The sequence below is a fragment of the Pseudomonas sp. 273 genome, from assembly GCF_029201425.1.
Classification (GTDB): domain Bacteria; phylum Pseudomonadota; class Gammaproteobacteria; order Pseudomonadales; family Pseudomonadaceae; genus Pseudomonas; species Pseudomonas delhiensis.
Genome location: NZ_CP116775.1, coordinates 3,683,217 through 3,698,155 on the forward strand (window position 1 = coordinate 3,683,217; position 14,939 = coordinate 3,698,155).

At 69.3% G+C, this 14,939-nt stretch carries 13 protein-coding genes and 1 pseudogene; 10 read left to right on the forward strand and 4 right to left on the reverse strand.

The features are described from left to right. Window positions 1-77: 77 nt before the first annotated feature. Together PKO50_RS16795 and PKO50_RS16800 are read left to right on the forward strand one after the other, a co-directional pair. Window positions 78-1,004 (forward strand): LysR family transcriptional regulator, encoded by a 927-nt coding sequence (locus PKO50_RS16795; RefSeq protein ID WP_275630377.1) that lies wholly within the window; start codon window positions 78-80, stop codon window positions 1,002-1,004. Window positions 1,005-1,234: 230 nt separating this feature from the next. Continuing rightward, a complete protein-coding gene (locus tag PKO50_RS16800; RefSeq protein ID WP_275630378.1) occupies window positions 1,235-1,498 on the forward strand; it encodes a hypothetical protein in 264 nt (87 codons plus the stop codon). Between the two features lie 84 nt (window positions 1,499-1,582). Here the strand turns inward: PKO50_RS16800 and PKO50_RS16805 are convergent, their stop codons facing one another. Then, window positions 1,583-1,894: an I78 family peptidase inhibitor gene (locus PKO50_RS16805; RefSeq protein WP_109933479.1), complete on the reverse strand. Its 312-nt coding sequence runs from the start codon at window positions 1,892-1,894 to the stop codon at window positions 1,583-1,585. Window positions 1,895-2,106: 212 nt separating this feature from the next. On the opposite strand from PKO50_RS16805, the gene PKO50_RS16810 reads away from it, so the two are divergent. The 4 genes and pseudogenes from PKO50_RS16810 to PKO50_RS16825 all read left to right on the forward strand — a co-directional run bounded on the left by PKO50_RS16810 (window position 2,107) and on the right by PKO50_RS16825 (window position 6,707). Next, on the forward strand, window positions 2,107-2,469 hold the full coding sequence (locus PKO50_RS16810) for a hypothetical protein (RefSeq protein ID WP_089394318.1): 363 nt from the start codon (window positions 2,107-2,109) through the stop codon (window positions 2,467-2,469). Between the two features lie 1,220 nt (window positions 2,470-3,689). Further along, window positions 3,690-5,026, forward strand: a pseudogene (gene potE, locus PKO50_RS16815) (putrescine-ornithine antiporter). After that, a complete protein-coding gene (locus PKO50_RS16820) occupies window positions 5,023-5,913 on the forward strand; it encodes an amino acid ABC transporter substrate-binding protein (protein ID WP_275630379.1) in 891 nt (296 codons plus the stop codon). Before potE ends, PKO50_RS16820 begins: the two are co-directional and overlap by 4 nt. An 83-nt stretch (window positions 5,914-5,996) precedes the next feature. Further along, entirely contained in the window at window positions 5,997-6,707 is a 711-nt protein-coding gene (locus PKO50_RS16825) for a TetR/AcrR family transcriptional regulator (RefSeq protein WP_275630380.1), read from the forward strand. A gap of 362 nt (window positions 6,708-7,069) precedes the next feature. Here PKO50_RS16825 and PKO50_RS16830 read toward each other — a convergent pair whose 3' ends face one another. Next, window positions 7,070-8,752 carry a 2-isopropylmalate synthase gene (locus PKO50_RS16830; protein WP_275630381.1) on the reverse strand — a complete coding sequence of 561 codons (1,683 nt, stop codon included), beginning with the start codon at window positions 8,750-8,752 and terminating at the stop codon, window positions 7,070-7,072. 135 nt (window positions 8,753-8,887) lie between these two features. Between PKO50_RS16830 and PKO50_RS16835 the strand changes: the two genes are divergently transcribed. The 3 genes from PKO50_RS16835 to PKO50_RS16845 all read left to right on the forward strand — a co-directional run bounded on the left by PKO50_RS16835 (window position 8,888) and on the right by PKO50_RS16845 (window position 12,398). Beyond that, window positions 8,888-9,652, forward strand: coding sequence for a helix-turn-helix transcriptional regulator (locus PKO50_RS16835; protein ID WP_275630382.1), 765 nt, complete (start codon window positions 8,888-8,890; stop codon window positions 9,650-9,652). A 238-nt stretch (window positions 9,653-9,890) separates the two neighbouring features. Beyond that, window positions 9,891-10,271 carry a RidA family protein gene (locus PKO50_RS16840; protein WP_109932232.1) on the forward strand — a complete coding sequence of 127 codons (381 nt, stop codon included), beginning with the start codon at window positions 9,891-9,893 and terminating at the stop codon, window positions 10,269-10,271. Window positions 10,272-10,397: 126 nt separating this feature from the next. Then, window positions 10,398-12,398 carry a U32 family peptidase gene (locus tag PKO50_RS16845; RefSeq protein WP_275630383.1) on the forward strand — a complete coding sequence of 667 codons (2,001 nt, stop codon included), beginning with the start codon at window positions 10,398-10,400 and terminating at the stop codon, window positions 12,396-12,398. 54 nt (window positions 12,399-12,452) lie between these two features. On the opposite strand, the gene PKO50_RS16850 is transcribed toward PKO50_RS16845, so the two are convergent. After that, on the reverse strand, window positions 12,453-13,658 hold the full coding sequence (locus tag PKO50_RS16850; protein WP_275630384.1) for a cytochrome c biogenesis protein DipZ: 1,206 nt from the start codon (window positions 13,656-13,658) through the stop codon (window positions 12,453-12,455). Between the two features lie 61 nt (window positions 13,659-13,719). Beyond that, window positions 13,720-13,974 (reverse strand): DUF2790 domain-containing protein, encoded by a 255-nt coding sequence (locus PKO50_RS16855; protein WP_089394325.1) that lies wholly within the window; start codon window positions 13,972-13,974, stop codon window positions 13,720-13,722. 223 nt (window positions 13,975-14,197) lie between these two features. On the opposite strand from PKO50_RS16855, the gene PKO50_RS16860 reads away from it, so the two are divergent. After that, entirely contained in the window at window positions 14,198-14,938 is a 741-nt protein-coding gene (locus PKO50_RS16860) for a response regulator (protein WP_275630385.1), read from the forward strand. The last annotated feature ends 1 nt before the right edge of the window (window position 14,939 follow it).

A 14,939-nucleotide genomic window follows, 5' to 3' on the forward strand; every position in this document is an offset into this window, starting at 1 on the left:
TCTCCTCCCGCGATTCATTACCCGGTAGCCGGTAATCGCTATATTCAGTCGATCCATCCGGTTTACACGAGCGCGCCATGGAAACCCTCAACAGCCTCGAATGCTTCGTCCGCAGCGCCGAGGCCGGCAGCTTCGCCGCCGCGGCCCGGCGCCTGGGCCTGACGCCGGCGGCGGTGGGCAAGAACGTCGCCCGCCTGGAGGCCGGCCTGGGCGTGCGCCTGTTCCAGCGCAGCACCCGCAACCTCAGCCTGACCGAGGCTGGCGAACGCTTCCTGGCCGAAGTGGCGCCCGGCCTGGGCAGCATCCGCAACGCCCTGGCCAACCTGGCCAGCGCCGACGGCCAGCCCGGCGGCACCCTGAAGGTCAGCATGGGGCTGGTGTTCGGCCGCGACTACATCCTGCCGCTGCTGGGCGAGTTCCTCGGCCGCTACCCGGCGATCCGCCCGGACTGGCACTTCGACAACCGCCAGGTGGACCTCATCGCCGAGGGTTTCGACGCCGCCATCGGCGGTGGCTTCGAGTTGCCGCCGGGGGTGGTGGCGCGGCGCCTGTCGCCGGCGCACCTGGTGTTGCTGGCCAGCCCCGCCTACCTCGACGGCCGCCGGCCGATCCGCACGCCCGCGGACCTGGCGCAGCACGACGGCATCCGCATCCGCTCGCCACAGACCGGCCGCGTGCGCCCCTGGGGGCTGAGCCACCGCGGCGACAAGGGCCAGGCGCCCATCGCGCTGGGCGAGCGCATGTTCATGAGCGACCCGGAGGCGGCCTGCCATGCCGCCCTGCAGGGCCTGGGCATCACCCTGGTGAGCATGCAGCACGCCCTGCCCTACCTGGAGTCGGGCCAACTGCGGCGGGTGCTGCCGGACTGGTACGTGGACGCCGGCATCACCAGTGTCTACTACACCGCCCACAAGCTGCTGCCGGCCAAGACCCGCGCCTTCGTCGACTTCGTCCTCGAGCACTTCCGTGCGCAGCAGCTGGAGCGGCGGTTTTCCGCGCTGTAGCGAAAAACGGCGGATAACGCCTGGGGCGTTATGCGCCCTACGGGATGGACGCGCGGATGGCGGGGGCGAAAAAAATGACACGAACGGCGCGGGGGCCGGTCGAAACAGGCGTCAGGTATTCCTGGCCACCTTGATCGACATCAGGTGAAGCGGCATCCACGGGCCCGCGGGCTTGCTCGCGCACGGCCCCGCCCCCAGGTTCACGATGAACCCGTTCAGGAGACAACCCCATGAAGAAGATCGTCCTCGTCCTCGCCGCCACCCTGGCCCTGCCGATGGCAGCCATGGCCGACAGCAAGCTCTGCGACGCCAACCTGACTCAGTTGAAGGACTTTCTCGCCACGGCCAGCAAGAACGCCACCGGCGTGAAGGTCAACGTGGTCCAGGACCATGTCGACCAGGCCGAGAAGGCCCGCGCCGCCGGCGACTACGAGTCCTGCGTGAACCACACCACCCAGGCGCTGCGCATCATCCGCAAACCGGCCAACCGCTGACCGGGCCCCGCCCGTGCGGGAGCCCGCGCCGGGCTCCCGTCACCCCGCACCCGGGCATTGCACGCCGGGCGCAGTTCTCCCACCTCAACCGCAGTTGAGCCCGCGCACCAGTTCGCGGTCGTCGACATTGATGTTCAGCCGCTGCGAGTTGTACTCCAGGGTCACCGCGTCATGGGGATGCAGCACGCGTGCGTTCTGCGCGCCGGCGTCGCGCCGGGCCTGCTCCACCAGCGCCTGGGACAGCGGCTTGCCGACCAGCGACTGCACCGCCCCGGCATTGCAGCGGCCGGCTTCGGGCGCGGCGGCCGGGGATTCGGCGGGCTTGTCGGCACTGCTGCAACCGGCCAGCAGGATGGCGCCGAACAGCATGGCCGGCAGGGCTCGATTCAAGGGCATAAAGCCTCCTTGGCTTGAGGGAAAACCCCAACCATAACAAGCCGCGCCGCCGCAGGCCCGGTTTTTGTGTTGCCGGCTGCATCGAAGAAACCCCGGAACGACCGTATGGCGCCCTTTACACAGGATTTACACAGCGCCGGTTACACTTTGCCTGAACAGAATGTCTTAGAAGTATCCGACCTCAAGGCCGGAACTTTCAGGAGGTAAGACAGATGATTCGCCGGATTCCGCAACTCGCCCTGGTGTTGTGCGCATCCTTCGCCCTGGCCGGGCAGGCATCGGCCAACAGCAACACCGATGCCGCGGCCATAGGCGCGGTGGTCGGCGCCGTCGTGGGTGGCGCTGTCGTCGCCGGCGCCTCCGCGCCGCCGGCACCGGTCTACGTGCAACCCGCCCCGCCGCCGGCCTACTACTACCCGCCGGCGCCGGTGTACTACGCCCCGCCGCCGCCAGTGGCCGTGGTGGTGCCGCCGCCGGTGCGCTACTACCGGCCGGTGTACTACGGGCCGGCGTACTATGGCCCGCGCTACTACGGGCCGCCGCATGGCTACTATCGTGGGTATCGCCACTGGTGATGGTGCGCGGGTCATGAGGAAACGCCGTTTTCTTTAGTAAGGGGAACGGCGTTTTTCATTTCCAACGAGGGGGCGAGGCTGTTGTAGGAGCGTGGGGGATGCCTGGTTCTTGCTCGCGAAGCTTGGGCCCGCACACCTCACTTCAACCTCGTCATTCTCGCGAACGCGGGAACCCAGTGGCTTGGGGCTCGGTGTAGCGCGCCGCTCCGAGTGCGTTGATATCTCTCGTTTCGCCCCCTCGGGCGAGTCCCTTTTGTCAAACGCCACAAAAGGAACCAAAAAGGCTTGCCCCGCATACGGGCCCGATGGAGCCGGGCTACCCTCGCGAATTCCCCCGCCACGGAGGCCCGCCCCGAGGGTACGTCCCTGTAGCCCATCGGGGCTCTCGCGACATCCATGTCGCATGACCTCCTGAGCGCCGGTTTCGCTCGGCCTTCTGAAGGGGCGTTCCGGTGCGCTCGGTTGTTTCTCTGGAAGTCCAAACGCCAGAGCAAAAGCGCTTTTGCTTTTCGTAGGATCGAGGGGGACGCCTAGTTCTTGCTCGCGAACCCTGGCTTCCCGCGTTCGCGGGAATGAGGACGGCGGTGAGGACTATCAGAATGACTCCGGACGCTCCGGCAGCTCGGGACAGCCCCTCTCCCTTCAGGGAGAGGGTTGGGGAGAGGGGACGGACTTCGCCCACGACCTCTGCCAACCCTGACGCCGCACCCCCTCCCTAACCCTCCCCCGCAAGCGGGAGAGGGGACCGTTCGGCGCAATGCGGAACCGCGAAGTTCCCGGGCTCCCCGTAGGGCGCATAACGCCTACGGCGTTATCCGCCAGATCGCGGACAGAGTCCGCTCCTACGGTTCCAGGAAGCACGGACGTAGGGGCCCTGCCCGCGATTCGCGCGCAGGGCGCGCTCCTACAGGGGATTGGCATGGCTCGGACGTAGGAGCGGACTCCGTCCGCGATTGGGCTCACCGGCCGCGCCAGACGCTCCGGTGGCGTGGCCGACGGCGGATAACCGCGAACGGTTATTCGCCCTACGGTAGCGGGGTGTGAGGATGACGCCGGGCTCTCCGCCTGCACAGGACAGCCCCCCAAAATGCCACTCCAGTCCCATTCCCGAAAAATCGCCCCCCGCGCCATGGCCGCTCCGCCGGGCCGTGCCTATCCTTTGAGCATTCCACCGCCGTAAACCACAGCGTCGCCACCGGTCACCGACCCAGGAGCCCTGCATGGCCGCGACCAGGAAGATGGGCCTCACCGGGCTGACCACCCTGGTGATGGTCAACATGATGGGCTCGGGGATCATCATGCTGCCCTCCAGCATGGCCCAGCTGGGTGCGGTCTCGCTGCTGTCGTGGGTGTTCACCGCCGTGGGCTCCATGGCCATCGCCTACTGCTTCGCCCAGTGCGGCATCTACTGCCCGCGCTCCGGCGGCATGTCCGCCTACAGCGAGGAGGCCCATGGCAAGTCGGCGTTCTTCCTCTGCTCGTACCTGTACTTCCTGTCCCTGGTGATCAGCAACGTGGCCATCAGCCTGTCCGCGGTGGGCTACCTGACGCCCTTCTTCCCCTGGCTGGGCAGCGGCTCGGTGCCCCTGTTCCTCGGGACCCTGGGGCTGATCTGGCTGACCACCCTGGCCAACTTCGGCGGCCCGCGGATCACCGGGCGGCTGGGCTCGGTCACCGTCTGGGGGTGATCATCCCGGTGGCCGGGCTGGGCTTCTTCGGCTGGTTCCGCTTCAGCCCGGAAACCTTCGCCGCCGCCTGGAACCCCAACAACCTGCCGGTCAGCCAGGCGATCACCGACAGCATCCCGCTGACGCTCTGGGCCTTCCTCGGCATGGAGTCGGCGGCGCAGAACTCCGACGCGGTGGACAACCCCAAGCGCAACGTGCCGCTGGCCTGCCTGCTGGGCACCCTGGGCGCCGCGGTGGTGTACGTGCTGTCCACCACCGTGATCCAGGGCCTGGTGCCGAACCCGGAACTGGCCAACTCCAGCGCGCCCTTCGCCCTGGCCTATGCGCACCTGTTCAACGACGGGGTGGGCAACCTGGTGATGGCCCTGGCGGTGATGGCCTGCGTCGGCTCGCTGCTGGGCTGGCAGTTCACCCTGGCCGAGACGGCCAAGGTCACCGCCGCCCAGGGCCTGTTCCCGCAGTTGTTCACCCGCGTCACCGGGCGCGGCGCGCCTTTGGCCGGGCTGGTCACCTGCGCGGTGCTGCAGAGCCTGATCGCCCTCTCGACCATCTCGCCCAACGCCACCGCCCAGTTCACCAAACTGGTGAGCCTGGCCGCGGTCACCAACATCATCCCCTACATCACCTCGCTGACCGGGCTGGTGGTGATCCTCTACAAGGCCGGCGTCGGCCTGGAGCTGGTGCGCCGCAACACCGCCGTGATGCTGGTCGCCGCCTGCTACTGCTTCTACGCGCTCTATGCCTCGGGGCTGGAGGCGGTGTTCGGCGCGGCCCTGGTGATGGTGGTCGGCTACCTGCTGTTCGGCTTCATCGCCAAACGCTTCGTCAAGGCCTACGAGCGCCTCGCCGCGCCGCCGGAGTCGCCATGAACCGCCTGTTCGCCGCCCTGTTCCTGCTGCCGCTGCTGCTGGCCCCCGGCGCCCGGGCCGACAGCCTGGCGCGCATTCACGCCAGCCATACCCTGGTGCTGGGCTTCCTGGCCGACAACGCGCCCTTCTCCGAGGGCGACGAGCACACCGCCAGCGGCTACGCCATCGACCTGTGCCAGGCGCTGGCCGCCCGCCTGCGCAGCGCGCCGGGCCTGGCCGACCTGCAGGTGCGCTACCAGCCGCTGCCCCTGGAACAGGCCCTGGCGGCCGTGAGCGGCGGCCAGGTCGACCTGTTCTGCAGCCCGCTGGTGGAAACCCTGCAGCGCCGCGAAAGCGTCAGCTTCTCGCTGCCGGTGTTCACCGCCGGGCTCGGGGTAATCCTGCGCCGCGACGCCGACGCCACCCTGCAGGCCGCGCTCAGCGGCGCCCCGCGCGAGCGCACGCCGACCTGGCGGGGGACCGTCAACCAGGGCCTGAACAAACGCAGCTTCGCCGTGCTCAAGGGCACCACCAATGTCCAGTGGGCGCAGCAGAGGGTGCGCGAGCTGGGGCTGCAATCGCGCCTGGTGGAGGTGGCCAGCTACCAGGACGGCGTCGACCGTGTGCTGCGCCGCGAGGTGGACGCCTTCTTCGGTGAACGCCTGTCGCTGCTCAACTACCAGGCCCGCTCGGCCCAGGCCGACCGCTTGCAGGTGTCCGACCACCTGTTCGAGATGGCCAGCGTCGCCCTGCCCCTGCCCCGCAACGACGACGCCTTCCGCCTGGAAGTGGACCATGCCCTCAGCGACGCGCTGCGCGGTGCCGCGGGCGAGGCGCTGTACAGCCGCTACTTCGGCCCGCCTTCGCCACAGCAGCGCCTGCTGCTGCGCCTCTACTCCCTGCCCTGAACCCGGGAAGCCCCCGCGGGACAAGCCCGCCCCTACCGCTATATACTTTTGTAAATAGCGATAGCCGTCTCCCCGGATTCCCCATGAGCGACCAGGCCACCCGCCCTGCCCGTACCCCCGCCAACCGCCGCAAGGCCAGCGTCGACGACAGAGAACCGCTGGGCATCCGCGAGCGCAACCAGCGCCTGATCCTCGGGGCCGCCAGCCAGGAGTTCGCCGCCAAGGGCTTCCAGGCCGCGCGCACCGAAGACATCGCCGCCCGCGTGGGGCTGCCCAAGGCCAACGTCTACTACTACTTCCAGAACAAGCGGAACCTCTACGCGCGGGTGCTGGAAACCCTGGTCGAGCCCCTGCTGCAAGCCGCCGCCCTGCTGCGCGCCGAACTGCCCCCGGAGCAGGCCCTGCCCGCCTACATCCAGGCGCGGATGCGCGTGGCCCACGAGCACCCGCACACCTACAAGGCCGTGCTCGGGGAAATGCTGCTGGGCGCCCGGCAACTGCCGGCCCCCTGTGGCGAACGCCTGCGCCAGGCCGCGCAGGACAACCTCGCCTGCCTGCGCAGCTGGATGGAACGCGGCCTGATCGCCCCGGCCGACCCGCAGCACCTGCTGCTGTTCCTCTGGTCGGCCACCCAGGCCCACAGCCACTTCGGCTGGCAGGCCTCGCTGATCACCGGCAAGGCCCGGCCGGTGGAGGCCGACTACCGCGCCGTGGCCGAAAGCGTCAGCCGCCTGGTGCTGGGTGCCCTTGAGGTGGATGGTGCGCGGGGGCGGTTGCGGCCTTTTCCGCTTTAGTGGGCAGCGGGCTTTCGTAGGCCGCTCCGGGGCGCTCTTCGTAGGAGCGAGCTTGCTCGCGAACCGGCTTCACTGGTGATTTCAGTGCACTCGGTTGACTCTGCTCCCTCTCCCTAACCCTCTCCCTGAAGGGAGAGGGGACCGTTCGGAGCGCTTGGGTGTTCTGGAGTTAGCTGGCAGCACCGAAAGTTTCCGACTGAACCATCACCTCTCTCGGCACGGACAAGCCCCCTCTCCCTTCAGGGCGGGGCGCGCAGCCGAGGGCTGGGGAGAGGGTGCTCTTGAACCCGACACCACAGCCACCCCGTTCGCGAGCAAGAACTAGGCGTCCCCCTCGCTCCTACGAAAAGCCACTCCAGTCGCTACACGTCCCCCAGCAACTCACCACTCCCAGCAAAGCGCGACACGGCGCAGAGCACGGCCTGGATCGAGGCACTGACGATGTTGGCGTGGCTGCCGGCGCCGAAGCGCGTGCCGGCCTCGCCCGGCCAGGCCACCTCCACCAGCGCCAGGGCCTGGGCGTCGGCGCCGCCGCCCAGGCTGCGCTCCTCGTAGCCGTCGACGCGTATCGGCAGGCCCAGGGCGGCCACGCAGGCGTCGATCGGGCCGTTGCCCACGCCCTGCAGGTGGCGCCGGCGGCCATCGGCCAGTTCCACCTCCAGCACCATGCCCTGCCCGCCATCGGCCTCGAACAGCCGGTGGCCGACGTAGGCCAGCTCACCGCCGGGCCGCGCCGGGGCCAGGTAGGTGCGTTCGAACAGCCGCCAGAGTTCCCCGCTGCTCAACTCGGTCTCGCTGCTGTCGGCCTGCTTCTGCACGATGGCGCTGAACTCCACCTGCATCCGCCTGGGCATCACCACCCCATGGTCGCGCTGCAGCAGGTAGGCAATGCCGCCCTTGCCCGACTGGCTGTTGACCCGCACGATGCTGTCGTAGGTGCGGCCCAGGTCCCTGGGGTCGACCGGCAGGTAGGGCACCTCCCAGAAGCCGTGCGGGTCCTGGGCGGCGAAGCCCTTGGCGATGGCGTCCTGGTGCGAGCCGGAGAAGGCCGTGAACACCAGATCGCCGACGTAGGGATGGCGCGGGTGGATCGGCAGCCCGGTGCAGGCCTCGGCCACCCGCGCCACGCCGGCGATGTCGCTGAAGTCCAGGCCCGGGTGGATGCCCTGGGTGTAGAGGTTCAGCGCCAGGGTCACCAGGTCGAGGTTGCCGCTGCGCTCGCCGTTGCCGAACAGGCAGCCCTCCACCCGCTGGGCGCCGGCCAGCAACGCCTGCTCGGCGCAGGCCACGCCGGTGCCGCGGTCGTTGTGCGGGTGCACGGACAGCACCACGTGCTCGCGGCGCTCCAGGCGTTCGTGCATCCATTCGATCTGGTCGGCGAAGACGTTGGGCGTAGCCACTTCCACGGTGGTCGGCAGGTTGACGATGATCGGCCGGCCGGGCCCGGCGTCCCAGGTGCGGATGGCGGCGTTGCACATGCGCAGCGACACGTCCAGCTCGGCCATGCAGAAGGTTTCCGGCGAGTACTGCAGCACCCATTCGGTCTGCGGGTGCGCGGCCACCCTGTCCTTCAGCAACTGCACGTGGCGCACTACCAGTTGCTCCACCTCGTCCAACGACAGGCCGAACACCACCCGCCGCCACACCGGGGCGATGGCGTTGTACAGGTGCACTATCACCCGCCGCGCGCCGGCCACGGCGCGCACGGTCTCGTCGATCAGGTCCTCGCGCAGCTGGGTCATCACCATGGGCGTGACGTCGTCGGGAATGCCGCCCTCGTCGATCAGTTGGCGGATGATCTCGAAGTCGGTGCGCGAGGCGGCCGGGAAGCCCACCTCGATCTCCTTGAAGCCCAGCCGCACCAGCTCGCCGAACAGGCGCAGCTTGCGCTCGCGGTTCATGGGTTCGAACAGCGCCTGGTTGCCGTCGCGCAGGTCGGTGGACAGCCACACCGGGGCCTGGGCGATGGTCTGCGACGGCCAGCGGCGGTTGGGCAGGTCAATGGTGGGGAACGGGCGGTACTTGGTTTGCGGGTTCGCTTGCATGGTCTGGCCTCGAACGGGTGTCCGGGCCCAGCATAGGCGGGGCGTAGCCGTCCAACTCGCGCCAAAGGGTCCATCGTTGTCGCAAAAGGGTCATCCTGCGCTAAGCTCGCCCTTCCCCCGCAACGGACGCGCCCCATGGTCGACCACGCCTGCCTGCCCTACGAATCCCTGGAGATGCCGGTCACCGGCGTCGCCATCGACTACCCCAGCGGCCACGTGGTGCCGCCCCACAGCCACCCGCGGGCGCAGCTGATCTACGCCATCGAGGGCGTGCTGGTGGTGGAGACCCCGGCCGGGCGCTGGGTGACGCCACCGACCCGCGGCGTCTGGCTGCAGGCGGGCGTCGAACACTCGCTGCGCATGCGCGGCGTGACGCGGGTGCGCAGCCTGTTCGTCAACCCCGATGCCATCGACGGCCTGCCCGCCGGGGACTGCGTGATCGACGTGTCGCCGCTGCTGCGCGAGCTCATCCAGGCGTCCACCCAGGTGCCCGCGCGCTATGCCGGCGACAGCCGCGACGGCCGCCTGATGCGCTTCCTCCTCGACGAACTGCGCAGCCTGCCGGTACTGCCCTTCCACCTGCCCTGGCCGGACGACGAGCGCATCGCCCGGGTCTGCCGCGCCCTGGCGGAAAACCCCGCCCGGGGCGGCAGCGCCGAGCACTGGGCCGGGCAACTGGCGATGAGCCCGAAGACCTTCCACCGCCGCTTCCAGCGCAGCACCGGCATCACCTTCGGCCGCTGGCGCCAGCAGGCGCGCCTGCTGCTCTCCCTGGAGGCCCTGGCCCAGGGCCTGCCGGTGCTGCAGGTGGCGCTGCAGCACGGCTACGACAGCCAGAGCGCCTTCGCCGCGGCCTTCCGCCGGCAGTTCGGCGTGGCGCCCTCGGCGTTCTACCACTGACCTGGGCGTAGGGCGAATAACCGTTCGCGGTTATCCGCCGCTACACCGCGGCCACAGTCAACGCCAAGGTCGGCCCCGGAGCCGCCGGGCATCAAGGCCAAACGGCGGATAACGCCGTAGGCGTCATGCGCCCTACGTCCCGCCCGGCGTTGTCCGGTGTGCGGGCCCGCGCGGGTGACGCCGCGGGCCCCGGCGGGTAAGCTGCCGCCCCTCGTATCACCCGCACAAGGAGGCCCCCATGGCTGACAACGACCTCACCTTCCTCCCCGACGCCGATCCCGAGTCGATCTCCTCCGACGTGTCCGGCTTCGGCGGCCTGCTGGTCTCCACCCAGATTCCCACCCGCGAAGACGGCAGCCTGGAGCTGGGCGGCATCGTCGAGCAGAGCGAATGCACCCTGCGCGCGCTGAAGGCCGCCCTGGAGCGCGCCGGCAGCTCCATGGATCGCGTGCTGCACCTGACCATCTACCTCACCGACATGGCCGATCGCGCCGCCTTCAACGAGGTGTACCAGCGCTTCTTCGCCAGGCCCTGGCCGGTGCGCGCCGCCGTCGGCGTGGCCGCCCTGGCCGTGGAAGGCATGCGCGTGGAAGTCACCGCGCTGGCCGCCAGGGCCTGACCGGGCCCCTTCGCCGTCCGGCGCCCCGCCGGGCGGCGCCACCACCGGGCAGCGCACGGGTGCCCGGCGGGCGTTTCGCCGCTACAATGCGCGCCTTGCCGTGCCACGCCTGATGAAGAAGAAACCATGTCCCTGCCCAAGAACCATCTGGAACTGCTCAGCCCTGCCCGCGATGTAAGCATCGCCCGCGAGGCCATCCTGCATGGAGCCGATGCCGTGTACATCGGCGGCCCGAGCTTCGGCGCCCGGCACAACGCCTGCAACGAGGTGAGCGACATCGCCCGGCTGGTGGAATTCGCCCACCGCTACCACGCGCGGGTTTTCACCACCATCAACACCATCCTCCACGACGACGAGCTGGAGCCGGCCCGCGCGCTGATCCACCAGCTCCACGACGCCGGCGTCGACGCGCTGATCGTGCAGGACCTGGGCGTGCTCGACCTGGACATCCCGCCGATCGAGCTGCACGCCAGCACCCAGACCGACATCCGCACCCTGGGCCGGGCCAAGTTCCTCGACCAGGCCGGCTTCTCCCAGCTGGTGCTGGCCCGCGAGCTGAACCTGAAGGAAATCCGCGCCATCGCCGACGAAACCGACGCGGCCATCGAGTTCTTCATCCACGGCGCGCTCTGCGTAGCCTTCTCCGGCCAGTGCAACATCTCCCATGCGCAGACCGGGCGCAGCGCCAACCGCGGCGACTGCTCCCAGGCCTGCCGCCTGCCCTACACCCTGAAGGACGACCAGGGCCGCGTGGTGGCCTTCGAGAAACACCTGCTGTCGATGAAGGACAACAACCAGAGCGCCAACCTCAGCGCCCTGGTCGACGCCGGCGTGCGCTCCTTCAAGATCGAGGGGCGCTACAAGGACATGGGCTACGTGAAGAACATCACCGCCTACTACCGCCAACGCCTGGACGGCATCCTCGCCGAGCGCCCGGACCTGGCCCGCGCCTCCAGCGGCCGCACCGAGCACTTCTTCCTGCCCGACCCGGACAAGACCTTCCACCGCGGCAGCACCGACTACTTCGTCAGCGAGCGCAAGATCGACATCGGCGCCTTCGACTCGCCGACCTTCACCGGCCTGCCGGTGGGCGTGGTGGAGAAGGTCGGCAAGCGCGACCTGATCGTCGCCACCGAGCAGCCGCTGTCCAACGGCGACGGCCTGAACGTGCTGGTCAAGCGCGAGGTGGTGGGTTTCCGCGCCAACATCGCCGAGCTGAAAAGCGAGTTCGAAGAAGATGGCCAGAAGCGCTACCGCTACCGCGTCGAGCCCAACGAGATGCCCGAGGGCATGTACCGCCTGCGGCCGAACCACCCGCTGTCGCGCAACCTCGACCACAACTGGCAGCAGGCCCTGCTGAAGACCTCCGCCGAGCGCCGCGTCGGCCTCTCCTGGGTGGCCCGCCTGCGCGAGGAACGCCTGGAGCTGAGCGCCACCAGCGAGGAAGGCGTCAGCGCCAGCGTCGCCCTGGATGGCCCCTTCGGCCTGGCCAACAAGCCGGAGCAAGCGCTGGAGCAACTGCACGACCTGCTCGGCCAACTGGGCACCACCCAGTACCACGCCGAAAGCATCGAGCTGGACGCGCCGCAGGCCTTCTTCATCCCCAACTCGCAGCTCAAGGCTCTGCGCCGCGAGGCCATCGATGCGCTCACCGCCGCGCGCATCGCCGCCCACCCGCGCGGCAGCCGCAAGGCCGAGACGAACCCACCGCCGGTGTACCCCGAGGCGCACCTATCGTTCCTGGCCAACGTGTACAACCACAAGGCCCGCGAGTTCTACCACCGCCACGGCGTGCAACTGATCGACGCGGCCTACGAGGCCCACGAGGAGGCCGGCGAAGTGCCGGTGATGATCACCAAGCACTGCCTGCGCTTCTCCTTCAACCTGTGCCCGAAGCAGGCCAAGGGCGTCACCGGCGTGCGCACCAAGGTCGCGCCCATGCAGCTGGTGCACGGCGACGAGGTGCTAACGCTGAAGTTCGACTGCAAGCCCTGCGAGATGCACGTGATCGGCAAGATGAAGGGCCACATCCTCGACCTGCCGCAGCCGGGCAGCGCGGTGGAGCAGATCGTCGGCCAGATCAGCCCGGAAGACCTGCTCAAGACCATCCGCCGCGCGCCGCACTAAGGCGCGACAGCCAGACAGGGCGGCCGCCACGGCCGCCCTGCCCGTCCTTCCCGGTCAGCCCGCCGGCTGCGCACGCTCCCCGAGCAACTGGCGGATGATCGCCTCCTGCCCTTCGTAGTCGCCCTCGCCCACGTGCAGGTGGCGGACGCGGCCCTTCGCATCGATGAAGTAGTGCGCCGGCCAGTACTGGTTGGCGAAGGCGTTCCAGATGCGGTACTGGTTGTCCAGCGCCACCGGGTAGTGGATGTCGTGCCGTTCCACGGCCTTCTGCACGTTCGCCGGGATGCGCTCGTAGGGGTATTCCGGCGTGTGCACGCCTATCACCACCAGCCCCTGGTCGGCATAGCGCTTCGCCCACTGGTTCACGTACGGCAGGCTGTGCTGGCAGTTGATGCAGTCGTAGGTCCAGAAGTCCACCAGCACCACCTTGCCGCGCAGGTCCGCGCTGGCCAGGGGCGCGCTGTTGAGCCACTGCACGGCGCCGTCCAGGCTGGGCATGGCGCCCATATCGGCCAGGTCAGCGGCGCTTGCAGTGGGCATCAGTCTGTCGAGCAGCTTCGGCACGCCGTCCAGCACCTTGTGCTCCAGGCCGGCCAGCACCCGCGAAGAACCCGGGCCGACCAGCTGCGCACTGGCGCCGCTGCCGATCACCACCACCGCCAGCAAGGCCAGGACCCCGGCCCCGCGGCGCAGCCATTCCAGCGCCCCCAGCGACGGGCGCAGGCGCTGGTACAGGCCGCGCCCGAGGAACAGCGCGGCGCCCAGGGCGACGGCGCTGCCCAACCCGTAGGCCAACAGCAGCAGGCTGGTGGAGGCGCTGGGCCCCTGGAGCATGGCCCCGGAGAGGATCAGCCCGAGGATGGGCCCGGCGCAGGGCGCCCACAGCAGGCCGGCGGCGAAGCCCAGCAGCCAGGCCGACAGCGCCGGCGGCAGGCCACGGGCCTGGCCGTGCAAACGGTCGCCGAGCCAGGCCCAGGGCCGCGACAGCCAGGTGCCGAAGCGCGGCGACAGCAACGCCACGGCGGACAGCCCGAGCAAGCCCAGCACCAGGTAGCGGCCGACCTCGCTGGCCTCCACCACCCAGGCGCTGGAAACCGCGGCCAGGCTGGCCAGCACGGCGAAACCGCTGGCCAGGCCGGCGAGGGTCAGCAGCGGCGACCAGGCCGGCCCGCCGGCGCGCTGCAACAACAACGGCAATACGGGAAGGATGCAGGGGCTGAGCAGGGTCAGCACCCCGCCGAGAAAGGCGATGAGCAGCATGGCGACCTCGTCTGCAGGGGGATCGGGGCGTTATGGCCATCCCTGGCCAGGGCACGGTGCATCAACCGCCTTCGTTGCAGTCGCTGGAGAACTTCTGGTAGGCCAGGCTGTGGGGCTGGCCGTTGGAGTCCAGGTAGTCCATGCGCGCCTGCACCACCTGGCAGCTGCCGGGCTCCTCGTGCAGGGCCAGGACCTTCTTCACGTCCAGGTGCTGGCCGTAGTGGTACTGCTCCACCGGTGCGGGGGCGCTGGCGGCGAAGCTGGCCAGGGGCGCGGCGAAGGCGAACAGGGCGGCGGCAAGGGTCAGGGTTTTCATGGCGGTATCCTCGGTGGTGGGTTCGTGGCACGGAGGCCTTGTGCCTTCCGCTTGGTGCCCATTTCACCGGCCGCGGGTATCGCGCCTGTGTCCGCCACGCCCGGCGAATGCCGCCCCAGGTATCCAGGTACCTCGCAGATACAGTGGAATACAAAGCCCGGCAGGCAAGCGCCGCCCCGCCCTATACACTCAGCCTCACGAGCGAAGCCCACGAGGAAGCCCCATGGAACACGTCGATCACGTCCTGATCGTCGACGACGACCGCGAGATCCGCGAGCTGGTCGGCAACTACCTGAAGAAGAACGGCCTGCGCGTCAGCCTGGCCGCGGACGGGCGGCAGATGCGCACCTTCCTGGACGCCAACGCCGTGGACCTGATAGTGCTGGACATCATGATGCCCGGCGACGACGGCCTGAAGCTGTGCCGCGAGCTGCGGGTGGGCAAGCACAAGGCCACCCCGGTGCTGATGCTCACCGCGCGCAACGACGAGACCGACCGCATCATCGGCCTGGAAATGGGCGCCGACGACTACCTGACCAAGCCCTTCTCGGCTCGCGAGCTGCTGGCGCGGATCAATGCCGTGCTGCGGCGCACGCGCATGCTGCCGCCGAACCTGTCGATCACCGAGAGCAGCCGGCTGATCGGCTTCGGCCAGTGGCGCCTGGACACCAGCGCGCGCCACCTGCTGGACACCGAGGGCACCCTGGTCGCCCTGAGCGGCGCCGAGTACCGCCTGCTGCGGGTGTTCCTCGACCACCCGCAGCGGGTGCTCAGCCGCGAGCAGCTGCTGAACCTGACCCAGGGCCGCGAGGCGGACGTGTTCGACCGCTCCATCGACCTGCTGGTCAGCCGCCTGCGCCAGCGCCTGCGCGACGACGCCCGCGAGCCGGACTGCATCAAGACGGTACGCAACGAAGGCTACGTCTTCTCGCTGCCGGTGCAGCTCATCGAACCCGCCGGGTGAC